This window comes from Arenibacter sp. 6A1, assembly GCF_012272855.1.
GTDB lineage: Bacteria > Bacteroidota > Bacteroidia > Flavobacteriales > Flavobacteriaceae > Arenibacter.
On the sequence record NZ_JAAXCQ010000025.1, the window covers coordinates 21155 to 47580 of the forward strand.

22 protein-coding genes are annotated in these 26426 nt (G+C 36.4%); 2 read left to right on the forward strand and 20 right to left on the reverse strand.

Annotated features, from left to right (window positions below):
* Nucleotides 1-168: 168 nt before the first annotated feature.
* The 18 genes from HCG49_RS17245 to HCG49_RS17325 form a co-directional block, all read right to left on the reverse strand.
* On the reverse strand, nucleotides 169-693 hold the full coding sequence (locus HCG49_RS17245) for a YozE family protein (RefSeq protein WP_072765466.1): 525 nt from the start codon (nucleotides 691-693) through the stop codon (nucleotides 169-171).
* A gap of 292 nt (nucleotides 694-985) precedes the next feature.
* A complete protein-coding gene (locus HCG49_RS17250) occupies nucleotides 986-1747 on the reverse strand; it encodes a phospholipase D family protein (RefSeq protein ID WP_084668516.1) in 762 nt (253 codons plus the stop codon).
* 96 nt (nucleotides 1748-1843) lie between these two features.
* Nucleotides 1844-3448: a type IV secretory system conjugative DNA transfer family protein gene (locus HCG49_RS17255; protein WP_168470756.1), complete on the reverse strand. Its 1605-nt coding sequence runs from the start codon at nucleotides 3446-3448 to the stop codon at nucleotides 1844-1846.
* A gap of 46 nt (nucleotides 3449-3494) precedes the next feature.
* The gene (gene mobB, locus HCG49_RS17260; RefSeq protein WP_072765468.1) at nucleotides 3495-4520 is read right to left on the reverse strand and encodes a MobB family relaxase; all 1026 of its coding nucleotides are present in this window, start codon (nucleotides 4518-4520) and stop codon (nucleotides 3495-3497) included.
* Between the two features lie 4 nt (nucleotides 4521-4524).
* On the reverse strand, nucleotides 4525-5079 hold the full coding sequence (locus HCG49_RS17265; RefSeq protein ID WP_072765469.1) for a BfmA/BtgA family mobilization protein: 555 nt from the start codon (nucleotides 5077-5079) through the stop codon (nucleotides 4525-4527).
* 456 nt (nucleotides 5080-5535) lie between these two features.
* Nucleotides 5536-5916, reverse strand: a complete 381-nt coding sequence (locus HCG49_RS17270; protein ID WP_072765471.1) for a DUF6876 family protein — start codon at nucleotides 5914-5916, stop codon at nucleotides 5536-5538.
* A gap of 99 nt (nucleotides 5917-6015) precedes the next feature.
* Entirely contained in the window at nucleotides 6016-6354 is a 339-nt protein-coding gene (locus tag HCG49_RS17275; protein ID WP_072765497.1) for a single-stranded DNA-binding protein, read from the reverse strand.
* A gap of 594 nt (nucleotides 6355-6948) precedes the next feature.
* Nucleotides 6949-8061 (reverse strand): hypothetical protein, encoded by a 1113-nt coding sequence (locus tag HCG49_RS17280; RefSeq protein ID WP_072765472.1) that lies wholly within the window; start codon nucleotides 8059-8061, stop codon nucleotides 6949-6951.
* Between the two features lie 11 nt (nucleotides 8062-8072).
* A complete protein-coding gene (locus tag HCG49_RS17285) occupies nucleotides 8073-8735 on the reverse strand; it encodes an ATPase (protein WP_168470757.1) in 663 nt (220 codons plus the stop codon).
* Nucleotides 8736-8739: 4 nt separating this feature from the next.
* A complete protein-coding gene (locus HCG49_RS17290; RefSeq protein WP_205764432.1) occupies nucleotides 8740-9414 on the reverse strand; it encodes a hypothetical protein in 675 nt (224 codons plus the stop codon).
* Complete coding sequence (locus HCG49_RS17295) at nucleotides 9411-9701, reverse strand: helix-turn-helix domain-containing protein (protein WP_168470758.1); 291 nt, start codon at nucleotides 9699-9701, stop codon at nucleotides 9411-9413. Before HCG49_RS17295 ends, HCG49_RS17290 begins: the two co-directional genes overlap by 4 nt.
* Nucleotides 9702-9936: 235 nt before the next feature.
* Nucleotides 9937-10761 carry an RteC domain-containing protein gene (locus HCG49_RS17300; protein WP_168470759.1) on the reverse strand — a complete coding sequence of 275 codons (825 nt, stop codon included), beginning with the start codon at nucleotides 10759-10761 and terminating at the stop codon, nucleotides 9937-9939.
* 346 nt (nucleotides 10762-11107) lie between these two features.
* Nucleotides 11108-13291 carry a prolyl oligopeptidase family serine peptidase gene (locus HCG49_RS17305; RefSeq protein ID WP_168470760.1) on the reverse strand — a complete coding sequence of 728 codons (2184 nt, stop codon included), beginning with the start codon at nucleotides 13289-13291 and terminating at the stop codon, nucleotides 11108-11110.
* 23 nt (nucleotides 13292-13314) lie between these two features.
* A complete protein-coding gene (locus HCG49_RS18705; protein WP_262888045.1) occupies nucleotides 13315-13446 on the reverse strand; it encodes a hypothetical protein in 132 nt (43 codons plus the stop codon).
* Nucleotides 13447-13524: 78 nt separating this feature from the next.
* A complete protein-coding gene (locus HCG49_RS17310; protein WP_168470761.1) occupies nucleotides 13525-15213 on the reverse strand; it encodes a helix-turn-helix domain-containing protein in 1689 nt (562 codons plus the stop codon).
* A gap of 53 nt (nucleotides 15214-15266) precedes the next feature.
* Complete coding sequence (locus HCG49_RS17315; RefSeq protein WP_168470762.1) at nucleotides 15267-16556, reverse strand: HlyD family secretion protein; 1290 nt, start codon at nucleotides 16554-16556, stop codon at nucleotides 15267-15269.
* Nucleotides 16557-16560: 4 nt separating this feature from the next.
* The gene (locus HCG49_RS17320; RefSeq protein ID WP_168470763.1) at nucleotides 16561-18738 is read right to left on the reverse strand and encodes a peptidase domain-containing ABC transporter; all 2178 of its coding nucleotides are present in this window, start codon (nucleotides 18736-18738) and stop codon (nucleotides 16561-16563) included.
* Nucleotides 18739-19430: 692 nt separating this feature from the next.
* On the reverse strand, nucleotides 19431-19682 hold the full coding sequence (locus HCG49_RS17325; protein WP_072765480.1) for a hypothetical protein: 252 nt from the start codon (nucleotides 19680-19682) through the stop codon (nucleotides 19431-19433).
* A 951-nt stretch (nucleotides 19683-20633) separates the two neighbouring features.
* Between HCG49_RS17325 and HCG49_RS18660 the strand changes: the two genes are divergently transcribed.
* Nucleotides 20634-22415: a hypothetical protein gene (locus tag HCG49_RS18660; protein ID WP_168470764.1), complete on the forward strand. Its 1782-nt coding sequence runs from the start codon at nucleotides 20634-20636 to the stop codon at nucleotides 22413-22415.
* A 131-nt stretch (nucleotides 22416-22546) separates the two neighbouring features.
* Here the strand turns inward: HCG49_RS18660 and HCG49_RS17335 are convergent, their stop codons facing one another.
* Together HCG49_RS17335 and HCG49_RS17340 are read right to left on the reverse strand one after the other, a co-directional pair.
* Complete coding sequence (locus HCG49_RS17335; protein ID WP_168470765.1) at nucleotides 22547-23653, reverse strand: Fic family protein; 1107 nt, start codon at nucleotides 23651-23653, stop codon at nucleotides 22547-22549.
* Between the two features lie 234 nt (nucleotides 23654-23887).
* A complete protein-coding gene (locus tag HCG49_RS17340) occupies nucleotides 23888-24142 on the reverse strand; it encodes an ATP-binding protein (RefSeq protein ID WP_168470766.1) in 255 nt (84 codons plus the stop codon).
* 471 nt (nucleotides 24143-24613) lie between these two features.
* On the opposite strand from HCG49_RS17340, the gene HCG49_RS17345 reads away from it, so the two are divergent.
* Complete coding sequence (locus HCG49_RS17345) at nucleotides 24614-26272, forward strand: S41 family peptidase (protein WP_168470767.1); 1659 nt, start codon at nucleotides 24614-24616, stop codon at nucleotides 26270-26272.
* Nucleotides 26273-26426: the final 154 nt, after the last annotated feature.

Below are 26426 nucleotides of genomic sequence, written 5' to 3' on the forward strand. Positions count from 1 at the left end.
ATCCATAGGTATAAAATAATCGGCAAAAAAAAGGGCTTATAAAACCCCTTGGTCCGGGAAGGAATAATATCCCTCCCTAGATATTATGATACTGTCAAAAGTCGCCATGTCCACCAAATTCGAGACTTCGCTCAACTGAATAGAAATTTACCCGTCAATTCTTAAGTATTAGTTATTATGAAAAGTCAGGGTTAAGCTATTCACAGAATCATTTTTACGCAGATAACTCAAACAGGGTTTAAGAAATTCTATTTCTTTATACTGCTGGTAGTCATTAAATATTCTCAAAACCTCAGTCAATTGTTCGGCACCAACTGTTTTTATGTGGGTTACGATTCTATTTCTTTGAGTATTCAAAGTAATATCAAATAGCTCGTGTAAAAACCCAGCTAGCGGATCATTAAAATCTCTATTAGTAATACTAACTACAGTATTGCATTCAGTGGCAATTATGCTATGAGACCAACCGGATAGATTTTTTCTTTTTTCATCCTTGATCTTTTGGTATTCCTTCCAAAACTCCAAAAAAATGTCATTGGTCCCTCCTAACAAGGTTTTAGAATCTAAATATTTCCAAATCTCATTTTCGTGTTTTTTAAATGGGAAGTCGTTGTCCCTTAAAATATCATTAGCTAAATCTCCGATATGGCTATCTTTCTTAGAACATTCTTGTATGTATTTCCTTAAAGTCATAATATAGTGTTTATTAGATTGTTTTTATAAAAAAAATATTCATTATGCTACTTCTCCTCTTTTGCGGATGATAATTCACCAACCGATTCACCTAGAGTCTTAAAAGATTTATCAAATTTTTCTATATAAAATGAAACAGAAAGCAGGATTTATTAAATCCTAGAAATATTGTTGAGCTACTCATGGGTTTCTAAAATAAAAGATCAGACAGAGTTTAATTTACAGGCCCAATTATAATATTTCTGTTTAAACGCATGTATAGGAAGCCTCTATGGGTAACCTCCCTATCCCCTCAATTCGCCGGCTCCAAATACAGTTCCCTTCCCCATTCGGTTAGGCACTTTTCCTGGTAATCTTCATTGTAGAACAGGGTTTTAAATTCAGTGACCAGTTCCTTGATTGCTTTCCCATCGGCAATCCGGATTCGGGTTTCATAATTTTTTTGGGTTCCACCTCCCGTAAAATTCAAGGATCCCAAATAGGCGATTTCATCATCTATCAGATACATTTTTCCATGGATAAAACGATGGGGATAAGAGTTACTGGTAGGCGTTGTGAATACCTTGAACGGAAATAACTGCCGATAGGTATACTGATAGATTTTGGCATTCTTTATTTTCGAAGTGTAACTCCGCACCAATGTCCATACTGGGACCAATGGCATAATCCCCAATAAAATTAATCGGTCTTGATACATAAATGCTATGGCACATGTCACAAGGATCCCTACGATTACCAAATAGAGCAACAGTCGTTTTCTTTTCCTCCACTTTAAACGCAGCTCTTCTGCCTCTTTATCTATTGTCCTGTCCTGAATAATAAGTTGGTGAATGTTCCTTTGTCTGTCACCATAAAAATCCTCTATCGTATCCATGGTAATCAACTGCACATTGATATTATTGTAGTGGAGGTTGATCAACTTTTTTACTAAAAAAGGAGATAGAAAAGGAGATACTACTTTAACGGATCGTTTAGCATTCTCGATTTCTTCCATCAGTTTTTTTCCGGCTCCGGTACCGATATACACATCACAAATTGCCTTATTATAATACATGATTTTCAGATTTATGGATAGCTAATAATTTACAAAATTCGCGGCAGAATTCAAAGCGTATTTCGCTTACAACCAATTAGTTATTAACCAATTATTTTATTTATTTTGAAGCCGAAGAAACTGCCTCACCTCCAAATGAATTCGATCAAAGTTTTCCTTTATCGCACCATCCCCATGTTGAAACTTGGGCATGGGCAGGGCTTTAGCAATGGAAGGTTTCGGGAAACGAACTTTTTTATCCTTACCGTCGGCAAAAGCAATGAACTCGCCTTCCTTCAACTTAAAAAATTCCTCTGCCCGGATTTTACTGACCTCCCTCTCCCCTTTTGTTATCCTAGTGTCAAACCCTAGCGTATTCTCTCCCGTACTAACACTTTTGGTAGGCCGTTTCACGATTTCAAAAAAACGTTCGTAATATCTAGCCGTATCCGGATCGTTCGCCTTGCCAAAGAACTGATAGGAAAGGTTACTAAGGATTGCTCTACTGGCCTTGTCTCCATACATCATATCGTTTTGGATTTTATCTTGTAACACATATATGGTGGCAATATCATAACTTCTCAAGGTTGCCGGAATCCTGTGCATATTCAGCAACCGAATAGTTGGCGCCTCTTCCATGAGCACAAAGGAGGGCCGACGTCCACGGATACTCAATTGTTTTGTGATGGTATGTATTAGCGTTGCTATCACAGGAGAATATGCCGTCTCAAATTTTGGATTGTTAATTATAGAAACTACGGAGGGATGTTCGGGATTATTGAGATCCAATGGCACCTCGTCCGCAGAAAGGGTCATAAATATGCGTTGGGTACTAATTTTCTTAAGGGCATTGGCCAACGTACTCATTACCCCCGCCGTTTGACGTTCGGAATCCTTGCCAGAAATAAATGCATTTGCCATGGCCTTGGAGGTATAATCAGAGCTCAAAAACTCTATCAGATTATCGGTATCCAAGTATTGAAAGGTGGCTATCAAATGTGGCAGGGTACAATATTCCTCATGGCTCGTCTTAAGCTTCCAGATAAGCCCCCCAAGGAGCCCTTCCACAGCGTCGTTAAAGAACTTTGACGAACCCATGGCAATAGATTCCCGCTGCTCCAAAAGGTTCTCTAAAAGCACCCGGGAAACCTCGTTGACGCTTTCCTCGTCTTCCATATATCTAGGCGCTATGGGGTTTACCCTGCAATGGATATCATCAAAGGAAATAATATGAAATGGAATTTTGGAATCGATAAACAATGGGTAGGCCATCTCGGTGATCTCAAAATTTTTATAGTCATGGATTACACCCGAGAACTGTTGTTGACTAAAGTGTTTTAGAAAATTGTAGACCACACTTTCTGTTTTACCACTTCCTGCCGATCCTATAATGGAAGCCCCTCTCCGAATATTCTTTAGCACCAGGCTACCGTTTAATAAACTGAACTTTACACGATATGTTTTAGATGCCTTAGGAGCTTTCAGATCATAATTGAAGTATATAAAAAGCCCCAAATTTATTACTTGGAAGGGCAATAACCAGACTAACATCATCGAGGCAAAAACCTGCCAACCATGCATCGATTGCAAAACAATCCCTAGCAGTGATATAATCAGCAGATTAACAGCAAACGGCTGCTCATAGCATTTGAAAGACAGGTATTCCAAAGCTATGGCAAAGCCATAGATACTTACAGGTATTAAAATTGAAATTGTCATCATCCTATCTTAGATTTATTTTATTGAAAACACAGGCTTCATGTATTCGCTAGATACCGATGGAGCTCGAGGATTTGGCTATATCTACAGCCTTTTTAAACTGCTTGATTACCTTAAGTGCGGCCTCAACTTTGTTGGTGGGAATGTTTATTTTGGGAACCGGTAAGCCAGCCGATCCCATCATTTTAAAAGCGGCACTCCGTTCGTTGGTCGGTAGCCCAAGAAGATGAGCGAAATAGAATTTTGGATCTTGAATAAAGGCCTTATAGGCCGCATAGCTTTCCACATAATTACGATTGTAATTAAAGGTGGCGTCGAACTTTTTCTCGGCCCGTTCAATGAAGTAATCACGTTTAAATCCGCGCTTCACCACTTGCCCATTAAGCACCGCTTCTGACTCCTTATATTTGCTGCCCGGAGAAAGACTGTATTTGTTGGTGACATCCTTTCTACTGACGATGATATGGATATGGGTCTGTAGCCCTGGCTTTTTCATCCCCTGGGTAATTACTTTTCCATTCAAGCGATGGGGAATTTGTGCCGAAAGCTTTTTAATCTGCTTTTTCAAAGTTTTGACATTTCCTTTAAGCTCCCCTTTTAATACCATGCGGATATCATTTTCCAATTTGACGATCTTAGCCTTGTACACCTGATTCTCCTTTATCTGTTTATCATACCCTTTAAAGGTGCGTTCATATTCCAACTTTGCATAATATTTAATACTGTCTACGGATACTAGTTTTTCCCGATAAAACGACGCAGCATAATCCTTCATCACCTCTCGGACATATTGTTTCAACAACTTGGGATCATTGTTGATATGCCTTAATTCTCGCCTGCTTGGATTGATGGTAAGGGAATAAAACTTAGGTTCCCTTTTTTTCAATTTGGCAGTATTTTTATCTATTTCCTTGACCACTTGTTCCGGAGCAATCCGATCGTTGTTCTGATCAAAGAAATGCTCCTGAAGTTCTGGTTCTTTTCCTTCATTTTCCTTTTCCAGGTAGGCCACATAATCCGCGGAACTCTGGGAAAATGTTTCCGTTAAATGTTGTTTGGTTATGCTGATATACATATCGTTATTGCTTTTTGGTGCGCTGTTTCAATTGTTCAAAATCTTCAGGGGTCATATCCAATTGTAGTCTTGGTTTTCCAAAGCCACTTTTTACCAATTGTACTTTGTCGAGCAGTGCAACAAACTCCGTTTTCTGTTGGTTTAAGGCTCGCTTCAGATTGGTATGTTCTCTTTCCAGAACGATCGCTTCTTCTATCTTTTGAAAAAAGGCATCCCCTTCCGGATCGTTCTTTGGAGTATCGATTTGTAAGGGGGCCTGCCGAGATTTCTTTTGTGGCGAGTGTTCAAAAAGAAGCTCGAGCATTGCCGTTGTGGGTCGAGTCTGACTCTTCTCAATATCACGGATAATGGAGATCAGGGCTTCCGTCCGTTTTCTGTTCTTGAAAATTTCCTTGCCCACACTTTTTTCAAATTTTTCCGACGGCAAAAAACCATGCCATTCAAAAAAATTTAAAATCATCTCCATGGAATCTGAATAGGTACTGCTAATTTTCTTTGAAAACTGTTTGAACCGCTGGGCGGTATTTCGTCTAAACCGTATCGTAAAAAAATTATCCATGCTGAAATTTTACTATTGGGTCAAATATTATCAATGTTTTAGGGGGCTGACAAGGGATTTGACCCATTTGACCGAATCTACCCAAACACCAAAACCTCTCCGAACCCCTATAAACAAAGGCTTTGCGCAGCAAAATAGAATCGTAACACCGCAACGCGTGTTACCCTCTTGCTATCCCTTTTTTTTCGCCCTCAGCGAAAAATTTTCATCCAATACCTGAAAATAGCCCCAACGCCCAGGGATCTATCATTGAAAGAAAAAATTAAGATTTCCAAAGGGTCATTTTTAGTGAATTCACAACGAATTCTAAAAAGCAATGCGAATACTGAAATTTGGTTTGGGATAATTCTTAGAGCTAAAAACTATAAATTTTACTACGATCCCAGGAGAACCATCCGGGAAGATCTAAAGGTTTTTCCCGGTCAATTCTCCATCCTGGTTCGCCCTCTCTATCGCTTAATATTCCCCGGGCAACATCAAGGTATTTTCAACAAAGAACAGTCGGAGTCGGTCTAATGGAAAATCGGTTGAGTGGTAACTATGGGTTTCAAAAATAATCCCATTGCCATCGCTGTAATCAATGGTAGCTTCGTACCCCAATGCTTCCTTCTCCTCCCCTGAATATTTTCTAAAATCGATGGTAATAAATCGGCTTCTGTTCATCAGGCTATTAGCGATTACGGAAACATCCGTCACCAGCCAATAACATTCTCCGGCCTTGGCAAGGTATTTTATGCCCTCCGTAAATTTTGTTTTTAAAAGTGGGATTTGATACAACATTTCAGAACCCGAAAATTGTGCTAAACCCTCCTTTAATCCTTTCATATCTGTGTCCATTTTTGATAAATTTTAAGTAGTTAATGATAAAATATAGAGGGTGCTACATTTTGGGCAACGCCCTCTTTTTCTTTTCTGGTACCATTGGTTGCTGTTCTTTTAGGGCTTGCTTCCAAGCAGAAGGATCTCCTCTGCAATCACTTCAGTTATATAGCGGGCATTGCCATCGGCAGCCTCATAACTACGGGTCTTTAACTTCCCTACTACTCCAACCTCCCTGCCCTTTCTAGCATAATTTTCTACGACCTCGGCGGTTTTACCCCAAGCAATAACAGTGTGCCAATCAGTGTTCTTGACCTTCTCGCCGTTCGAGTTTTTGTAATAGTCATTAGTGGCTAAATGAAAACGGGCTACTTTTTTACCGCTTTCAAGGTTCGTAATCGAGGGAACATCCCCGATGTTCCCGATCAACTGTACATGATTTCTTAATCTGCTCATAATTGAAAAATTTATATCCGCATCCATGCAGACGGTTCATACTGTATTGAAAATGATTTACTTATTATATCTCGAGCGTTTTCCCTTTTTTGATTTTTTTGTGGCGTTTTATTCTTAGGATTTGGATACGCTTTCATGATTTCTTGTTTTTGATTTACTTCCTATAGCGCTTTCGCTGTTACCTTTTTTGATGCACTAGCCTTTACAATATTCGAGCTTGGAAAGACGTATAAATAAGAGCGGGGCTTAGCCTGGTTTATGCCGTCGCTCTAGGTCGAATATTGTTATTTCGACATCGAAAAAAGGTCATAGCGGATATCCAGCAGTAGCACTAAAACAATCTATGAAAGGATCCCAACACCGATGGAACGGCACAAAATGCACCAATGGAAATCCTTTAAAGTTTTACTGTTGAATTTTTATTAAGATTAATTTAGGAGTACGAAAGGCAAAGCGGACTTGAGCAGTGGGTTTAAGGGCACCCGGTACGGTGCTCTTACACCCATTGTTCGTGTCCAAGACTTTGTTCCGAGGCTTATTGCCCGAAATGGAATGTAGTGGCAATATGCCGCAGGGAACACACCTTAGGTGGTATTACTCCATATCCAGTTTCGCCCAGATCAAGGGATGGGAACTGGCCGCATGCCCTCTAGTTTTCACTGTTGGATATACTTCCCATTTCATGTTACGCTCTGGCCACATCGCTTTACGGTTGAGTCCACAAGAGATGACTCTCCGGTTCATTTCATAGGAAAGCAGCATATAATCCTTCTGTTTGATATTTACCCCCATCCGATAGCCTCCCAAACTAAAATATCCGGCTCCTCTGCCCTTGTCCTTGTCGATCTTACATTTTACATGTTTGGAGACATCTTCAAGATCGGTTTCCCGAAGTATTGGGTAAAGGCAGTTGCTATAGGATAGATCGTTTAAAGTGCCACAGATCAAGATCAATTCTTTTCCTTCGATCAACATTTTATCATAAATAGCAGCAACTTTCCTAGCCTGTAGCCTTCTCTTAGATTCGTCCTCTGGGGAAAAATGGTTGCAAAGGATATAGACCCTTTCGCCTTTTGGGGTTACAACAACATATTCCTGACAGTCGATATCAAATAGATAATCAGGCAGGGCGGTATTGTTTATGGCATGGCTTTTTACGGTATCCAAGCGGAATCCGTTTTTCGTCATTACCCCCATACTCAGGCCACGGCCATCGTTCCCTTCCATGACCATGACCTGGTCAAAAGGAGTTATCTTAAACTCTTGAAACAATTCCCGATTAAACTCCATTAACGAAGCCTTGTCCTCTACCTCTTGCAGAATTAATATATCCGGATCTATTTCCGAAATAAGGCGTGCTTTATTCAATGTGGATTTATGGTCTATGGCTATAGTATGAAGGGCTATCCAGCCGTTCCAATCCGTAAGTTTAGAGGCTTTCATTTCCTGGGCAAAGCCCCGTTGTTTTAGAAACAATTCCCCTTGTCTTTTTCTAAGCACCCCGTACGGATGGATGTTGATTTTCTCAAAACCCAACAAAAAAGTAAGTTCTCGGATTCTGCTAATTTCATTTTCGCTTTTTTGCATTCTTGGCAATAGGCTGTCCAATTCCACGATCCAATCGGATACGCATTTGCTCAATGTAGCCCTAATCAGGCCCTTGTCCCTGTGATAAAGGTTTTCAATGTTCCATGTTGCTATTTTCATCTTTTTGATTTTTAAGTTCGTTTATCCCTGGTGCTTTTATCAAAGCCTATGAGGTTGAATATTTGACGCATCCGGCTACGGACTCTTTTTCCGTAACGTTCCTCCAATTCCTCTGCGTTCAGATTGGTAGTACCATGGGTGATTATTTTGGTTTGCTGGTACAGTTCGTGTCTAGAAATCAACACCTCTCCCATGACATTGCAGTCCATTCCAAAGTGCCTTCCCAGGGGTTCTACCCCTAGATCATCAAAGCAATAGAAGCGTCCATTGCCGTACTCTTCGATGATCTTGTAGCCGATATGGTTAAAGGCAAAAGTGATGTTCCGCGCCGGTATGATTTCATAGGGTCTTTGGTGTGGGACGATGTGGCGTATCAACCGCATCAGACTGGTTTTTCCGCAGCCCACAGGACCTGATAGCAATATCCCCTTATCGGGGTCGATATCGAACTTTTTGCAGTTGTCGAAATCCCGAACCATGTAATTGCACAGTTTCAGTAAAATCTCCTTGTCCTCGTCGTAGATCTGAAAGTGTCTACCAAAAAGCAACTTGCCTTTGGCTTCGAGATAGACGAGTACCTTTGAAAAATCGTAGTCGATATGCTTGCCGTCAAAATCTCCCAAGGAATATTCCGTGGCTCCTTCAATGATGATATGTGGGCGTGATTTTTCCATTTGCTCAAAGGGGTTCCCCGTAGTTTTTTTTAGTGGTGGTCTGGAGGTAATCTACCTTTCCTTTTTTTCGGGGCTTTCTAGCAGGTTCTTTGTCGGCATTTAATTCATTTGCCTTGAGCATCCATTTCTTGGCAAAAGCTCTCCAGTCTTCTATGGAGCTATTACCTCCTACCTTCCATCCTATCCCTTGGTAATGATTATAAAACCTTGTTGCCTCCACTGCTTCCCAATGGTTGTTTTTAAAAAAATTTAAGACAACTTGTTCATTTTTTGGTATGCTCTCTCTAGAGAGTTTATTATTTGTTTTAATATGTTTATTAATGTTTATATATGATACCACCGCTAGTTCATCTGTAGTATCATTCATGTCCGCTACTTGTCCAGGACTTATCTCAAAAATGGGCATCCTGACACGGCTTCCTTTAAAACGATTTTGAGAGGGTTCATAAACGATATATTCCCATTGGTGCAGATTGGAAATACAGCGGTGATACGTTGTTCTCGATCCTATTTTGGAGAGTAGCATGGTTGAATTCCTATCCACTAAAAAACTGTTAGGAAAACGATTTTCGTTCCACATTTGAAAGAGGGCGAAATACAGACTGATATGGGTGGGATTTAGCCTCGTATCCGACGCAAAAACTTCAAATATGGCATTGAGGTGTTTTATATAATTCATCTCCTTTTGTTTGAAGTTTTCACAGTATTCTCAATAAGGACTTTCTCTATCTCTTCGGCGTCATAAAAAATAAGTCCTCCTATTTTGACAAAGGGTATGGTTCCATTCGCCCGTAGGCTTAACAGGGTAGTCGGGCTTATCTGTAGCATCTCCAAGACATGGGTGCTTTTTAACCATTCTTTTTTAAGGCGACCTGGTCGTTTTTCCCTAATCAATTCATTAATCTCTTGGAGAAGTTCCAACTTGAATTCTCGTAGATCGTCCGTAGTAATAATTTTTGCTGGCATAACTTTGAATTTTATACAAGACCCATACAAATGAATAGATCTTTGGTTCTTTACAAAGTTGAAGAGGTCTTTTGGAATAAATCGTCAATTGACACCCTACTGACAAAACGATTTGTCAAGTGATTTCGAAAGAAAAAACTAGGAAAACAACCCCAAAAAAGGGTGTTTTAAAGAAACGTGTTCGCGATTTTTTCGGGATGACCAAAACAGTCAATTGACAGTGACCTGACATTTTTCATTCATCCAGTTCAATCGTCCAGTTCTGTAAAGTTCTTCTAAGTTTATCCATGAATTTAGTGGGATTGGAGCGGTTTCTTATTCGGATAGAAGTATGGTGGTAATCCCCAAGATCCATACCGGTTACCCGCTCCAAAAACTCCATAACAGATTTTAAACTCGTGTTCCCATGATCAATGGCCCCACTATAAAAAAGGGCGAACCCTAATTCGGTAAGTGCGATTTTGGCCTCGGTCCACTTAATTTTAGCTATCGGTGTTTTTAATTCTGATACTAAAGTATTAGGTGTTCGGAGTTTATTGTGAAGAAATTCCAAGTAGCCTTTTAAGCCTTTTATATGGGCCAGTAGACCATCATGGGCAGTACTGAATTCAGGGTCAAAACTTACTCCAATGGAACTGGGGCTAGCATATAACTGCCTATTTTTACGCAAAAAATACTGTGCATCCAATCTTTGGTTCTCCAATTCAAGATATAATATAATGTCCTTATGATTGGATAGAAAAGTGTTTACTTCCAACATTTTTCCTTTGATAATATCATTTTGCAAATCACCCGGAATATTGGCAAATTCAAGCTCAAAAGATAGCTGGTGTCTACATCGTAAAAGGTGGCCTAATAGAAAAGGTTTGTGATTCTTAAAAAACTGAATTTCCGACGCTTCATCCGGGAAACCCCGAGAGATTACCGCGACACGGTATTCCTCTAAAATAGTTTGGCAATAATTGATGGATTTGTCATACGACACTAGGGTATTACTATGCGATTGCGTGATAAGCTGCAATTCAGCTTCAATTTCTTTTTGAGAGCGTATCCATTCCATATTCCTTTCCTTTTGTAGTCCTTAAATCTTTAATCTACTAGTGGTCCTTGAAGTGTTTTCCAACAAGGTCTAATATTATTGAACACTTAAATTTCATTATAAAACGCAGAAATAAAAAGTCGGATTAAAGGCGATTTATAAAGGAAATGGAGGCATTTATAAATCAAGGGGAATTTTGGTGGAAAAATATAATTCTAGGTTAGATGAGATACCCGAATGTTAAAGCAATCATCCTTATTTGAAAATCAAGGAAGGTATGTTGAGAACAGCTTAGATTATCCATACCTCAACCTAGGGAAAAGATAGTATTAAAACGAAAAAAAGGTAGATATTTAAGAGGACAACACTAATATTCCATATGCGTTTTGGCAAAGCTAAAAATACGAGCATAGAGTTCAATATAGGCTTCTTGCCCCCCTATATTCTCATGTCCTGAGGTATAATCGATATCCATTAATACAGGAGCCTTGGAAGTGTTATATTTTTGAAGTTGAGCGATGTATTTGCCACTATCCCATAAGGGAATCCGGTCATCATTACTACTTGGCATGAGTAAGGTTGCTGGATAATTCGTTTCGGGTTTAAGATTTAAATAGGGATCCATTCTAATAAGTCCTAGAAATTCTAGGCTATCTTTTACAGTCCCATATTCTAAATAACTAGTACTACTGGTCGTAGTTGCAGATTCGAGCCCGAAGGGATGCATTCTAGGAACTTCCGCTATAAAGGATGAAAATAAGTCAGGAGAATCATTAACAGCCATTCCTGCTGTAATTCCTCCAGCACTACTGGTATATAATGAAACTAATCCTTTTCGTGAATATCCGTTATCGAACAAAAATTCTGTACATGCAATTAAATCTTTCCATGAATTCGACTTTAAGTTTTTCATGCCTTGAATGTGCCATTCCTTGCCTTTTTCGCCACCTCCTCGAACATGGGGAAAAGCTAATATTCCTCCTTGCCTTGCCCAATCGAGATAAATAGGAGAGAAAAAAGGTCTCATACTCTCACCATTTGCTCCATAAACGTATACAAAAACTTCATTGTTGTTGTCTTGTTTCATATCTTTTCGATAAACGAGAGAGAAAGGAACTTCTACTCCATCGTGAGAAACGACCATAACCTGCTTGGCAACAAGGTCTTTAAACTCTGGGAATAAGGTGTTTTCTACTAATCCTTCGTCGGTAAATTTCCCCTCTCGATCGATTCGATATCTGACGTAGTTAGACGTCCAACCATTCATTCCTATTCCAATATTATTATGAACAACAGATTCCCCAAAAAAGGAGGCGTAACCTGGAACAAAGGGTGTTGCAATTTGAATCTCATTACCTTGACCATCTATTTTAAATAATGAAACTTCGACCCCAAATTTTTCTCGGATAAAATAAATGTGATCCTTCGTAACCTCAAACTTAGTAATAGGATTTTCTTGGCTTCCTCTCGCAAGGATTAAAGGATCATCAAAACTTGGATTCTCAATTATTACCTGACAAATTTCATTCCCATTAGAAGTTGCTCTTCGATAGATAAAATACTGTCCTCTTATTTCTCCTTGATTATAATATATCGCATCCCCCGTTTTAAAGAAAGGTTTCCATTTTGGAGCTCCAGTAATTACATCCTTTGTGCTAGCGATAAAACTGTCATAGTAATCTCCTGATTTTGCAGCATAGGCAACTATATATGAATCCTTACTAGAACCTATTTTCACTTTGGGATAATAATCTGAAGGTATTTTTAAAGACTTTTCTTTTCCAAAGATTGGGGTTCTTTTCCCTGGATCTTCCCCTAGAAAATGGATTACGGAATAAGACTCTTTTTTATATTTCTTTTTAGATAATTCCACCTCTGGAAAATAGAGATAAATAAACCCCGAACTATCGGGTAACCACTCAATACCTCCGAAGTCAGGATTGATTTGTGTAATTTTTTCTTTTAGGATTCTTTTGTTTACCAGATCATAAATAATCACAGTAGACGAAAAATCTTCCATGGGATCAAAACCTATAGCAACTTTGGTCCCGTCATGAGAAGGCTTTAGGTAACTTATGTTAGTGTTTTTATTGTTATAAGCACTAGCATTAAAAACTTCCGTTTCAAAATCTGACAATTTTTCTCGGTAATACAGGTTTTCAATATCATTTTGGTAATCATAACGCGAATACAGGTAACTTCCTTTTTCAGTGATGCTTATTTTCCCTATATCTCCCAAAGATTTATTTTCTAAAGTGTGAAATCTATCTTTAAATTCACCTAAAAATCTATTAGTAGAAAAATAGTTTTCCGCTAAGGAATCCTGACCTCTAAACCAAATTTGCGAGCTGGTGTCTTTTAAATTTGATAGACTATGGTAGTTATCCAATACCTTTATTCCAAATAATTGTTCAGTTTTAGGACTAGGTTTCAGTTCAGGGTAATTTAAGACAACACTGATCTTCCTTTGATTACATGAAAGAAAAACACCTAAAAGACTTAAGAACAATAGAAGGCTCCTGACCCTTATTTTACAATAAAACCAAATCATATTAATAATTTTTAAGACCCACATTAGTATCTATCCTTCCTTGTAGGTCTCCTAATTTTATCCTTATCAATAGGGCCGTCTATATCTCCTCCTCCTTTTATTTTAGTAAGATTCTTTAATGCTCTCTTTTTGTAATCTTCTATTTTTTTTCTCATGATTTAAATGTGTTAAAATTAATTAATAGAACAATTTAGTTTGATTCCTTAAAATCTCCTAGATACACCAACCGTCATTTATAAATGACGACCAATCCCCCTGACTTTTAGTTCTTTTAAAAATTTGGAAGGGTATACTCCAGTTTTTTTATAAAATGCTTTTGAAAAGGACTCCCCTGTTTTAAACCCGAAGGTTTCCGCCAATCCATGATAGTTATATTTTAATAGTTCCGGTTTCTTTGTAAGCTCCTCTATAGCAGTCGAAATTTTAAGGCCATTTATATATCTCGGGAAACTCATTTGTTTGTAATGATTTATGATTGTTGACAAATAAGAGGTATTGGTGTCCATTTCTTGAGCCAATAGGGTCATATCCAAATCCTTTCGCAAATAGAGATCTGACTTTTCAAAGGCTTCTAATTTGGCTAAAAGTTCATTTCGTATCTCTTCGGGTACAGATGCTGGATGTTCCTCTACCTTCCTAGTGTTTGACTTTAACTTCTTCGGATCTTCCATCAGTATTCTTAACTTTATTTTCGTCCTATGTGCCTTGACATAAAAGTATGGACCGCCAAGCAAACCAAGTGCCGCTATTGTCCCTAATATAAGGACCCAATTACTTTTGACCTTTAGAAGTTCCTCGGCTTTCTTTTTCTGAAATTTCAAATATGGAATATCATACGCCAAAGTAGCCTGTTGAATAATTCCTTTTTGATCGGTGGTCATTAAACTATCATAAAAGATCAATTTTTCGATCGACTCAATTTCCCGTTGCTGATCATCTTTTAAACCGTAGTGCATTACTAATTGCTGGTATACATCCTTGATGTTATCAAAGGGCGCCTTGGTTTCTTCCACTATAGAATCAATTTGTTTAAAATAGGTTATGGCCAGATTGTTGTTTCCTGAATCTTGGGCTATCTTACCGAGATAATATAATTTCATGGCCTTGCTATTCCCTTCCAATTGATATGTATATTTTAAAAGAGTATCCTTTGCCTTTTCAAAATTCTTTTCATAGTAATCTAATTGCGCTCCCACTAAAACCATATCGCGATGTTCCATAGTGTCATTAACCAAAATTGCCCTTTGGATACCTTCGTTTAAATAAAGTCGGGAAGAGTCTAATTGTGATATTCTTAAATGCGCCAGAGATAGGTTATACAACAAAATCATATAATCCTTATAATATCTATTTTTATAATCTTCTTCCCCTTTCAATAATATCAAAGATTTAGTGTAAATATCCGCTGCGGCGTGGGATTGTCCGTTAAGATTTCTTATGGCAGCTATTGCCATGGAGCTTGTAAGTTGATGCTTAAAGTTCTTTTTTTCTACAGCAAGATTGTAAGCTGTTAAGTAATTATGTAATGCTAGCTGATAAACTGCCTTGTCATAGTAAATTATGGCTTTAAGAATATAGCCCAAGGTGGGGTATTTAGGATGTTCGCTATCTACGGTTACAAAAATGATAGAGTCGCAATACTTTACTGCCAATTCTGGCTCTTCTATAATTGTCCGATAGTAATAACCACTGGCTATTTCCAAAGGATTGGACTCACTTTTAGCTTTTTGCACATGGATATCTGTCAATTTCCGAAGACGATTTAGTTCGTTTTTATCATACGCCTCATCCTCTAGTTCCATGAATTGCTCATAGGTCAGATGAATCAAAGAGTCGGTACTTAGATCAACAGTTACCATAGGTGACGCCTTATCTTGAGAAATGCCACCTATCCCAAAAAAACAAGAAAACACTAATCCCATTAGAAGATTTAAGTCACGCCTACAATATGTAATAATTTCCATTTTCATCATTACTAATTTGACCAAAGATTTCTGAATTGATAAAAAACACGTTGTAGCAGGGTAACTTCCGCCAAAATAATTTCGGCGGCACCTGTCATTTCTTGCTTAAATTCCAAGGTTTTCCCATAGGATGTATTAAGATCGTTGACCTCAACATAAACTACATACTCCTGATTACCTCCTGTTTTGGGTACTTCAGAAATTGTTTTAATTTTCCCATCAAGGGTTCCCCATTCTCGATAGGGATAATTTTCAAGTTTGATAATGACGCGCTGTCCCTTCTTAATCTTTCCCGAATTACGAATGGGTACCTGGCATCTGGCAACCAGTTCTTGTTTACCAATGGGAACGATAGTAAAAACAACTTGCCCTTCCTGTATATTTTGATATTTACCCCAAACATCAAAAAACGACACTCTTCCAGAAATAGGACTTCTTAATAGATTCTTGTCTTCCCAATCCATGAGCGCAGCTAAAAGCTCTTGCTTCGAAAACTCTAGATTTGAAACATAAACATCTCTATTTTTGATCAATGAATTTTCAAACAGCATTTTGCTGATTTTAATCCGAGATTGCTCTAATTGCAAATGATTTAATTCTTGTTTGAGAATATTATATTGACGTTTTACCTTTAAATAACCTCTTTCATTCTTTTCAAATTCCTGCAACGATATAACCTCCTTTTCGAATAATATCCGATAACGTTCATAGTTAATTTTCGAAATTTCCAAATCGCGTTCCAACACAAGTATTTCGTCTTTCTTATTCTGGATAGTCTCATTGTTTGTTAAAGCGTGCTGCTCTAATTCTATGGTTTTCAATTCCTCGTTATTGAGATTTTGATACAACAATAAGTTTTGATACGCATCAAGAAAACTATTATAAAAAGGACGAATTTGATGACCAAGCTTTAACTCGCTAGAAAATTGATTAGCTAAGTTTCCTAAATCTGAATTCAAAAGATTCTTAGAAGAAAGTTGTTCCTTAAGCTCGGTAATTTCATTTACATTTCCTGGGCTTTCCAATACACCTAAAATATCTCCTTTGAAAACAATATCATTAGGACTTTTATAAATCTCAACTATTCTGCCGGTGTGTTTAGCTATTATATGAGCTGGAGGTTCAAGGGAGGTTAACACTAATGATGCATTAATTTGCTCATTAAAGGAAAAAACGGATGCAAACGCAATAACGATAACAAAAAAAACAAATATCAAAACTATACCCCAACGAATCATCCAAATAGGCTTCCTTTTTATATAGGAGGATTCATCATAAAAATGAATGTCTTGCTCTTCCATAGCCCTACAGTTGATTTTGGATTAGATTATAATACTTCCCTTTACCTTCAATTAATTCCTGATGGTTTCCTTGTTCTACAATCTTCCCTTTATCCATGACTAAAATCTGATCGGCATTACGGACTGTAGACAATCTATGCGCAACGATAATTACAGTTTTCCGTTTATAAAATGATTTTAAATTCTCTGTAATAACCGACTCATTTTTAGCATCCAATGCACTTGTTGCCTCATCAAATAAAAGAACGTCCGGATTTTTATAGATAACTCTTGCAATTAACAATCGTTGTTTTTCTCCACCACTTAGAATACTGCCATTCTCACCTATTTTTGTATCTAAACCTAAAGGAAGGTTCTCGACTAAATCGTTGAGATTGGTCTTAATTATGGCTTCTCGCAACCGTTTCCTATCTGTTGGCCCATTAGCCTTTGATTCTGTAATATTTCGCTCCAAGGTATCGTTGAATAACATACTATCTTGAAGAACCGCACCACAATACTCCCGCCACCTTTTGGTGTTTATGTATTTTAAATTCTCCTGACCTATGGTTACTTTTCCATTTCTAGGCTCGTATAGTTTTAGAAGAATTTTCAAAAGAGTGGTTTTCCCAGAACCGCTGGCACCAACAATTGCAGTTACCTTATCTTTAGGAATTGTTACATTGATATTATCTAACACCCTATGGGTGCCTTTTTCTCCATAGCCAAAAGCTAAGCCTGCAAAAACGATATCCCCCCTTTCTAGAACATTCTCTTTATTTCTCGGAATGCTCTCCAATTCCTGAGAATGAATTTCGGATAAGCGCTTCAATGAAAGGGTTGCTCTTTGTAATCCGATTATAAAATCCAAAGTGTTTGAAATGGGAATTGAAAGACTCCCTACAATGAATTGAATAGCTAACATGGTACCTAAGGTAATTTCCCCAAGCACCACCGCCTTTGCCGACCAAAATATTATAAAAATACTGGTCATTTCATTAAGGAATAATCCTCCCTTTAACTGTGCTTGATCTACTTTTAGAAAATTGGTTTTTAATCTATATAACCTTATTTGTATATTTTTCCATTCCAATTTCCGGCGTCTTTCAGATCCATTGAGCTTTATTTCTCGTATAGCTGTTATCAATTGAATCAATAACGATTGTTCCTTCCTGTTTAAGTTAAATAGCTTATGATCCAATAGAGCTTTTTGTTTTAAAAAAAGAAAGGTCCACCCCATAAAGAATAAGTTGCCCAAGAGGAAAATTATTAATATTTCCATATTGAAATAACCCAATACCATTGCAAAAACAAGGATGCTAAATAAATCGAAAGCAATGGACAAGGAACGTCCACCCAAAAACTCCTCTATTCGATGATGGTCATTGATTCGCTGCATAAAATCCCCAGTAGATTTGGAATCAAAATATGCAATAGGCATCAGCATCAATCTGTCCAAGAAATCCGAAATCATCGATATATTAATCTGGGTTGACATATGGTGTAAAAGCCAGTCTCTTATAACCTCAGATACTAGCCGGGTTATAAAAAGAAATACTTGAGCGATGACAATCAATTGTATAAAGCTGATGTTTTCAAAGTCAATACCATAATCTACAAGACTCTGCGTTAATAAAGGAAGTGACAATTGAATTATTGCGGCTAGGAAAAGACCAAGACATAGTTGTCCGATGTAATCTTTAAAAGGCAATAAATACTGGTACAAGAAGCTTAGACTATTATCGGACTTAGCTTCATCTTGAAGATAGTTAAACTTAAGGTTAGGTTCCGCCAATAAAAGGATGCCCTTTCCATTTTTCTTAGCCGCCCATCTTTCCGAAAATTCAGAATGACTATACTTGGAGAGACCAATAGCTGGATCCGAAACATAAATGGTCTTTTTTGTTGTCTTATAAACCACTAAAAAGTGATTATTCTCCCAGTGGGCAACAGCAGGTAATGGAATATCATTCACTAACTCTTTAATATCCGATCGTATCCCTATGGCTTCCATACCGATCATATCTAAGGCTTGAGATAGCCCTGCCATGGACACTCCCCCATTTTGTAAGCTAGATATTCTTCTGAGATAATCTAGGTTAAAATCTTTACCGTAATGTTTGGCTATGATTTTTAAGCATGTAGGACCGCAATCCATTTGATCGAGCTGACGATAATTAGGAAATGTCACGGTTCCAAGCATTTTTTAATTCCAGTTATACTATCTTAAGGTAATTTAAATACTCCCATTAAATCACTGATTATCATAATGGTTTATAAATGAAATCCAGTTGATGATGAATAAAATATATTCTCAAGTCCCTTGCGAGAGAATATTAGTTCTAAACGGATAAATTTTATTTTTGGCTACTTTACACTCTAAAAAAAAATGTAGAAAAAGCTTTGTTGAACCTCTGAAAAGCACTTGCTAATATGACTAAGTCACATTGAAAATGTAAGACAAAATTATAAGCTGTAAACTTTAATTAAAATCCTGACAGTTAATTTAAAATAATTTTAACCATATTTTTCTTTGTAAAAAGATATAGTATTATAAATAACTTATTCTGATAAATAAGTTAGTCTGCACAAAATACTCGCTGTAAATCAAATTGTTTTATAAAACAATTTGAAAAATTGTAATCTTCTTAGTAGATAAAAGATTGTAGGGTGGGTTTATTTAATTCCTAGCAATACGAGACTGATACCTTACATGGGAATGCTTATGTATGTGTTTTCTTAGGAGACGACACCCGTCCCCTTTTCCCAGCGGTAATTGTTTTGAATGTTCCCACCTTCCCCGGGTAATAGCCCTATTATAACCTAATTTTTTTGAAGTAAAAAAGTATTAATGAAGAGCACATTATGGATACAATCCCTTGTAAAAATCAGTTTTTAAAATAATTCTAAGGTTTCTATCCAATGTTTTCCTTCAGGAGTAATGATCAGTTGTGGGGGTGATATAAAGGATATATGTCCGTTGCCTCCCATAAACCTACGTTGTTTATAATCTATCAGGCCTTCCTCCTTCATTTTCTTGGCAATACGGGTGGCTTCATTTGGGTCTAAGCAAATATGGGTTATTCGCACAAAGCCTCTTTCCTGGTTTTTGTAAAGAAATTCTAGTATGGAACGATATAGATTCATAACTGAATAATTTTATAATCCTGTAGGTAGTTCATTTTTTGCAAAAGAAGCAATTTAACCCACAAAAGCACCAAAATATTAGTTAAAATTCCTACATATTTAATTTCATACAACTAATGTTCTATTTTTTTGAGCTTATCCATAGCCATTCTTGTGGTTAATATTTTTTCCGGATAAAGATACATGGCACGGACATTATTGCAAGAGCAGACGGAAATTATAAAGTTCTTGATGCGAACAGTCTTCCTACAAAAGCACTATTTAAGATCCCATCTTAACCAGTGATAAATAAAAGACCTTTCTTTTATACTATAACAGTATTATCTTACAATTTTAGTGAAAACTTAAAAAAGGATAAACCTACTACAGAGGGAAGAGCTTAGAAGAATTAATATGCCTTGCAAGACGTGGTTCGTGGGACGGATACCACGTAATTACGGAGACCTCCCCAAGTAAGATCATCTTCTTTCCCTCGATTACTGTCAGATCTACTGCTTCGGCATTCACTTAAAAGTGTTTCGGACTTCACAATAATGTGCCTGCTCATTCATCCTCATAGCCTCATATCTGGTTCCTGTTCGTCAGTACCGAGTTTTGTAGTCTCGCTTCCTTCAGATGTAACCTCGCAATTCCCACCCTTGCGACTTACTAATGGTTCAAGGCGTTACCCCTGCCCATAAGGGACTTGCACCCTCTAGATTAATCATCTACTTTGCAGTAAATAAAAGATGCCCATGCTGGGCACACACAGAACCTATGAAGTAATGCGGGGTTTGGTGTTCAATTCAAAGTTTTGTCTATATTTATGAAGGCGCAAAATATTTCCGATTTTGCTTTTAGAACAATAAGAAAAAAGAAACCGCAAAGCTTTTGCTAAGTGTGAGTAGAAAAGGCAATTGTAGGCCCACTCCCGCACTACTCATAGCTAGGAAGTTGTAAAAAATTATAAAAATGAAAGAAGGAATTGAAAAATTATATGAAAATCGTAATGAATTTTTATTACTTGGATTAACTGGTAGAACAGGATCTGGTTGTTCAACGGTATCAAAGCAACTTTCCTATGATATTGAAAATTTTAACATTCCTCCTTTTAATTCTTTTGACTTCTCAAAAAATAAAAATGAAGGAAGAAAATATAAAATAACTTCAAACTTTACTAAAAATAATTGGAATAAATTTTATACAATAAGAATTAAAGATATTATAACTGCTTTTATCTTAGAGAATACATATCTCGAATTTTGTGAATATCTTAAAAGTATTATTATAGATGTAGACATAATAACTAATCTAAAACCTCTTAAAAAAGAATATAATTTACTTCATAAAACACGAATTGAATTACTAGAAGAAGAAGAGCCTAAAAATAAAACAGAAAAACAACAAAAAGCATATAAATTTCATTTTGAACAATTACATGATTTTACTGAAAAACTTAAATCAACACTATCTAAATTAGATAATTCTTATACAGGTGTATACCAAAAAATAGGAAATAATATTAGAACATGTGGTAAGGCATTTTCAAATGATTGTAATATAGATTTTGAAAACACTAATTCATTAGTTAAAAAAGCAAACAAGCTAATAAAACTTATTAGAAAAATTTCTGAGACACATGGTAGGAAAGCTTTTATAGTTATTGATGCTTTAAGGAATCCTTTTGAGATTTCATACTTAAAAGAAAGGTATTCTGCATTTTACTTACTTTCAATTAATACTAAAGACTCTGAAAGAATTAAGAGATTACAAAAAGACAATTATACAAAAGAGCAAATTACTAATCTTGACAAACAAGAATACCCTGATAAACTTACAGGTAATGATTTGTATATATCTCAAAATATTCAAAAATGCATTGAATTAGCTGATATTCATATTTACAATTCTAGTACTAATAATGAAAACTTTGTTACATTAAAAAAACAAATAATACAATACTATTCTTTGCTTTTGAAACCAGGAATTATACCTCCAAAAGCAATTGAAAGAGTAATGCAACTTGCATATACAGCTAAACTAAATTCTGGATGTCTTTCACGACAAGTTGGAGCAGCAGTAACAGATAAAGATTTTTCAATTAAATCAATTGGTTGGAATAATAGTCCACAAGGTCAAGTACCATGCATACTAAGAAATTCACAAGATGTAATAGAATCTGCCGATAATGATGCTTACAGTGAATATGAAAGAACTGATTCAGAATTCAGAAATTACTTTAAAGAAACATACAATACAAAAAAAATAAAAGACCTTAACTCTTGTGGTCATAATACTTCATATTGCTTTAAAGAAATACAAAATAATTTAGATAATGAAAAAAATCAAGTTCATACAAGATCTCTTCATGCTGAAGAAAATGCTTTTTTGCAATTAACTAAATATGGTAGCCAAGGTGTCAACAATGGTATCCTTTTTACAACAGCAAGTCCCTGCGAACTTTGCTCAAAGAAAGCATATCAATTAGGTATTAGAGAAATATATTATATAGACCCATATCCAGGAATTGCTACTAATCATATTTTAAAAGGAGGAGACAGTAATCCTAATTTAATATTATTTACAGGTGTAATAGGTCAAGCTTATTTTAAACTTTATAATCCTCTTTTACCTTACAAAGACGAAATAAAGCAAAGGGTTGGTTTAAAATTTAAAAAGAAAAGTTCTGAATTAGATGAAGCCAAAAAGAAAATCAACAAATTAGAAGAAAGAATAAAAGAGCTTGAAAAATAAACTTTTTACAGTCGAGTAGGTAAAGGGGAGTCTCACCCCTTAACCTTCTATGTTGTAATCCAAAGGGACTATTAATTCACTAAAAGCTATTTTTATTAAATTAATTACGGCCAATTCACTTCAAGGCTTAATCAATTTTTTAAATTTAGCTCATAATGCACTCCGCGTCCAGCCCCCATTGGGAGTAAACATTGTTTTTCAACCAGTTCCTGTAAATCTCGGGTAGCAGTTGCCTTGGAAGTTTTAGCTATGGACATATATTTCTTAGCCGTCATTCCCCCTTTAAATCCTTCGATGCCAAAGGCAAGCATTTTCATAATTACCTTTAATTGACGATCGTTTAATCTCGATTTATATTTATCTAGAAACTTGGCCTTTTCCAGAGTAAACCTTATAAGGGTCTTGGCCTGTTTTTGGGCATTCAAAATAGCTTGAGAAAAATAACAGATCCACTCAGTAATATCCAATGTTCTTTGGGCTTGTTTAAGCGCATCGTAATAGGCCATTTTATCTTTCTCTATTGAGGTGGAGATACTCAAAATCAGTGGTCTCCCTAATGATTCCGAAAGACATTTTTCTGCTATGGCACGACCTATGCGACCATTTCCGTCTTCAAAAGGGTGTATAGATTCAAAGTACAAATGGGCAATAGCTGTTTTGATCAAGCTCTCTTTGATGTTCTTGGAGTCTACACTATATGCGTTGTACCAATTGACAAAGTCAACCATTTCTTTTTTAAGTATATCTGATGGGGGAGCTTCGTAATGAACAACCTCCCTACCAATACTACCCGAAATAATAACCATAGGATCCGTTCCAGTTCTATACGTTCCTACTTTTATAGTACGAGCGTTTGAAAATAAAATCTGGTGCCAGTTTATAATTAGGCTTTCTGATAACTTCGTTGCATAATTTTCACGAACTTCAACCATCAGTTCAGCAATACCTTTCGCCTTAATATCTCTGACGTTGGATGATATAGCATGAAACCCCAAACGGTTTTGGATGGAGGACATCACATCTTGCCGACTATGATACTCCCCCTCTATCTCCGAAGTTTTTATGGCTTCATTGATCATAAATTGAAGAATGGCTTCTTGTTGTTCTTCTTTGGTTAAACCATCAATCAAACCTTTAACTTCACCAGTTTCCATAGCAAATTCTAAAACGAGTTCATCAATTATTGATGCATCATATGTGAAATTAGGCCAGTTTTTATGTTGCCAATTGTATTGCATGAGCCAATTTAAAGTTGTTATCGGCTCAAATATAGAAAAAATATGAGCCGATTAATGTTGTTAATCGGCTCATAAGGTTATATCCTGTGTTTTTATCGCTGAAATATCCTGTAATTAACCCTATAAATAACCCTATAAATAACCCTGTTGGTGACATGAAAATTGAACCTAGTTATTCCCGATAACCAAACAATTAGGCGCGGTTTAGACAACTGCTGTATTTATATTTGTCAATTAGTTGACTTTCATTCTACTTTTAATCTGACTGAACAGTCTATGGATGAGACGGAAGTTACCGTTCGTAATTCTGGCAACTTCCTCATTATCCGTAAAATTCTTTTTGTCCAGCTCCAACCCCAAACTGCCCCAATGATGCTCCAGAATAAACAACACTTCCTCCTTCCCGTTTGGACGATACTCGTGGGCAAAACCTATCCTCGAATATAATTGTGAGTACCTGGCTTTTATAGGAGTGTCCATTGATTTCAAATACAGAACAAAATTTACCGTACAAAAACTATTTCCGTAAAATTAATATTCGAAATTTAAAAGATTACCCTTTAATTTAAAAGGGTCGAACCAATGGAGCTTGGGCTACTTCTTACAAATCCTCCTCGTTTAACACCAATAATAAGTCAACATTCAACTGGCCATTCGTATGTTCTTTATTAGTTCCGAAATAAGGTCAATTACCGGAACTATTAAAAAGAATGACAAATGGAACTGAAAACGGAAAATTTCAATATGAGATCAACAAGTTCTTTAAAACGGCCGTTTTATGGGAATGAAAAGACCTACTTGAGAAGTTGAAGGAGAAAAACAAAGTTTTGCACTTTACAAATTTCTGAACATGAATTCATGTTGATTAAATTACAATATCCTAATAAGAAAATATAAAATTCGCTATGTTCGCATAATCACGAGATGTTAAGTTAATTAGAACCAAATGACGGCTACAATATGAAACAACCATTTCTTATCTTATTCACCCTAGTTTTCGGGTTTAATATAATCTACTCTCAAAAGAAGTTGACCGAAAATGAAAAACTTTTTGCAACAGCTAAGGTGTGGGGGTTTCTGAAATATTATCATCCAAGTGTCTCAGAAGGAAACTTTGATTGGGATAATGAATTGTTTAAAATTCTACCGAAGGTTAAGGAATCAACAAATGCTGAACAGTTGTCCGAAATTTATATTAATTGGATAGAAAGCTTGGGCGAAGTAGAAACATGTAAAAAATGTTCTAGAGAAAATAAATCTTTGCTATTCGAGAACAATTTTGATTTAGGTTGGATTGATGGTAATCTTCTAATTTCTGACAAACTATCTCAGAAACTAAAATTTATTGAACAAAATAGGCACTTAGGAGAAAAACATTACATAACTTATAGCAACACTGGTAGTATTAAAGTTATAAATGAGATTGACTACGCAGACTTTGACTGGAATAATAAAAATTTAAGGATACTTACATTGTTTCGATACTGGAATATTGTAGAGTATTTTTTCCCGTACAAATATCAGATGGATTCGCCATGGAATGAAGTTTTATACAAAATGATCCCAAAATTTTTGAATCCCAGATCAGCAGTAGATTTTCATCTAGCACTAATGGAATTGGTTGCTCATCTTGATGATGGTCATGCAAATATTTCGACAGATTTAATTATGTCGTTTTTTGGAGACTATTGGATGCCACAAAAGATAGAATTAGTAGAAGATAAAGCTGTAGTAACTGAATATTACAATGAGAAATTGGCCAAACCTTTTGATTTAAGAATTGGAGATGTAATTACTAAACTAGACAATAAAACTTTAGACGAGTTATTACTAGAAAAGGAAAAATACATTAGTGGGTCAAACATTTCAAAAAAGAAACAAAAGGCATCCTATACTATTTTTAGAGGCTCAAACGATTCTGTTAGAGTAGAGTATATCCGTGAAGGGAAAAGACTCAATACAATGATTAAGCGGTTTCCGTTAGATAATTTAAATTATAACTGGGCGGAGGAAAGAAAGGGAATAAAAGAAACATATAAAATTTTTGATGGAAATATTGGCTATGTCAATCTGGGAAGGCTTACGATAAAAGAAGTCCCAAAAGTGATGAAAGCTTTAGAAAGTATGAAAGCTATTATTTTCGACATTAGAAACTATCCCCAAGCGACTCTATTCTCCATATCGAATTATATAACGAGTAATAAGAGTGATTTTTATAAACTTTTATTACCCAATTTAGATTACCCAGGTCAATTTATCTGGGGGCATACTGGGAAGGCGGGAAATAATAAATTGAAATATACAGGTACAGTGGTTCTTTTGGTTAGTGAAAAAACCCAAAGCCATGCTGAATTTACAACCATGTGCTTACAAACTGGCGATAATGTTACTACAATCGGAAGTCAGACAGCTGGAGCTGATGGAAATATAAGTAGATTTGATACAGTGGGTGGATTCAAAACTCAAATGAGCGGCCTTGGAATTTTTTATCCGGATGGAACAGAAACACAAAGAGTAGGAATTAGGATTGATATTGAGGTAAAGCCAACCATCGATGGAATTAAACAAGGACGTGACGAAGTGTTGGAAAAGGCAATGGAGTTCATTAAGCAGAATTAAGTATATGTTTTAGGAGGGTGTATTTTCTGTACCCACTCGGATAAATCGACACTATCCCGTAAACTGTGTAAGTTTAAAATAACAGGGGTTGGACTTTTATCTAAAGTCTGACCCTTTTTTCATAGATCGTCAGGAACTGATTTAGGATGATTCC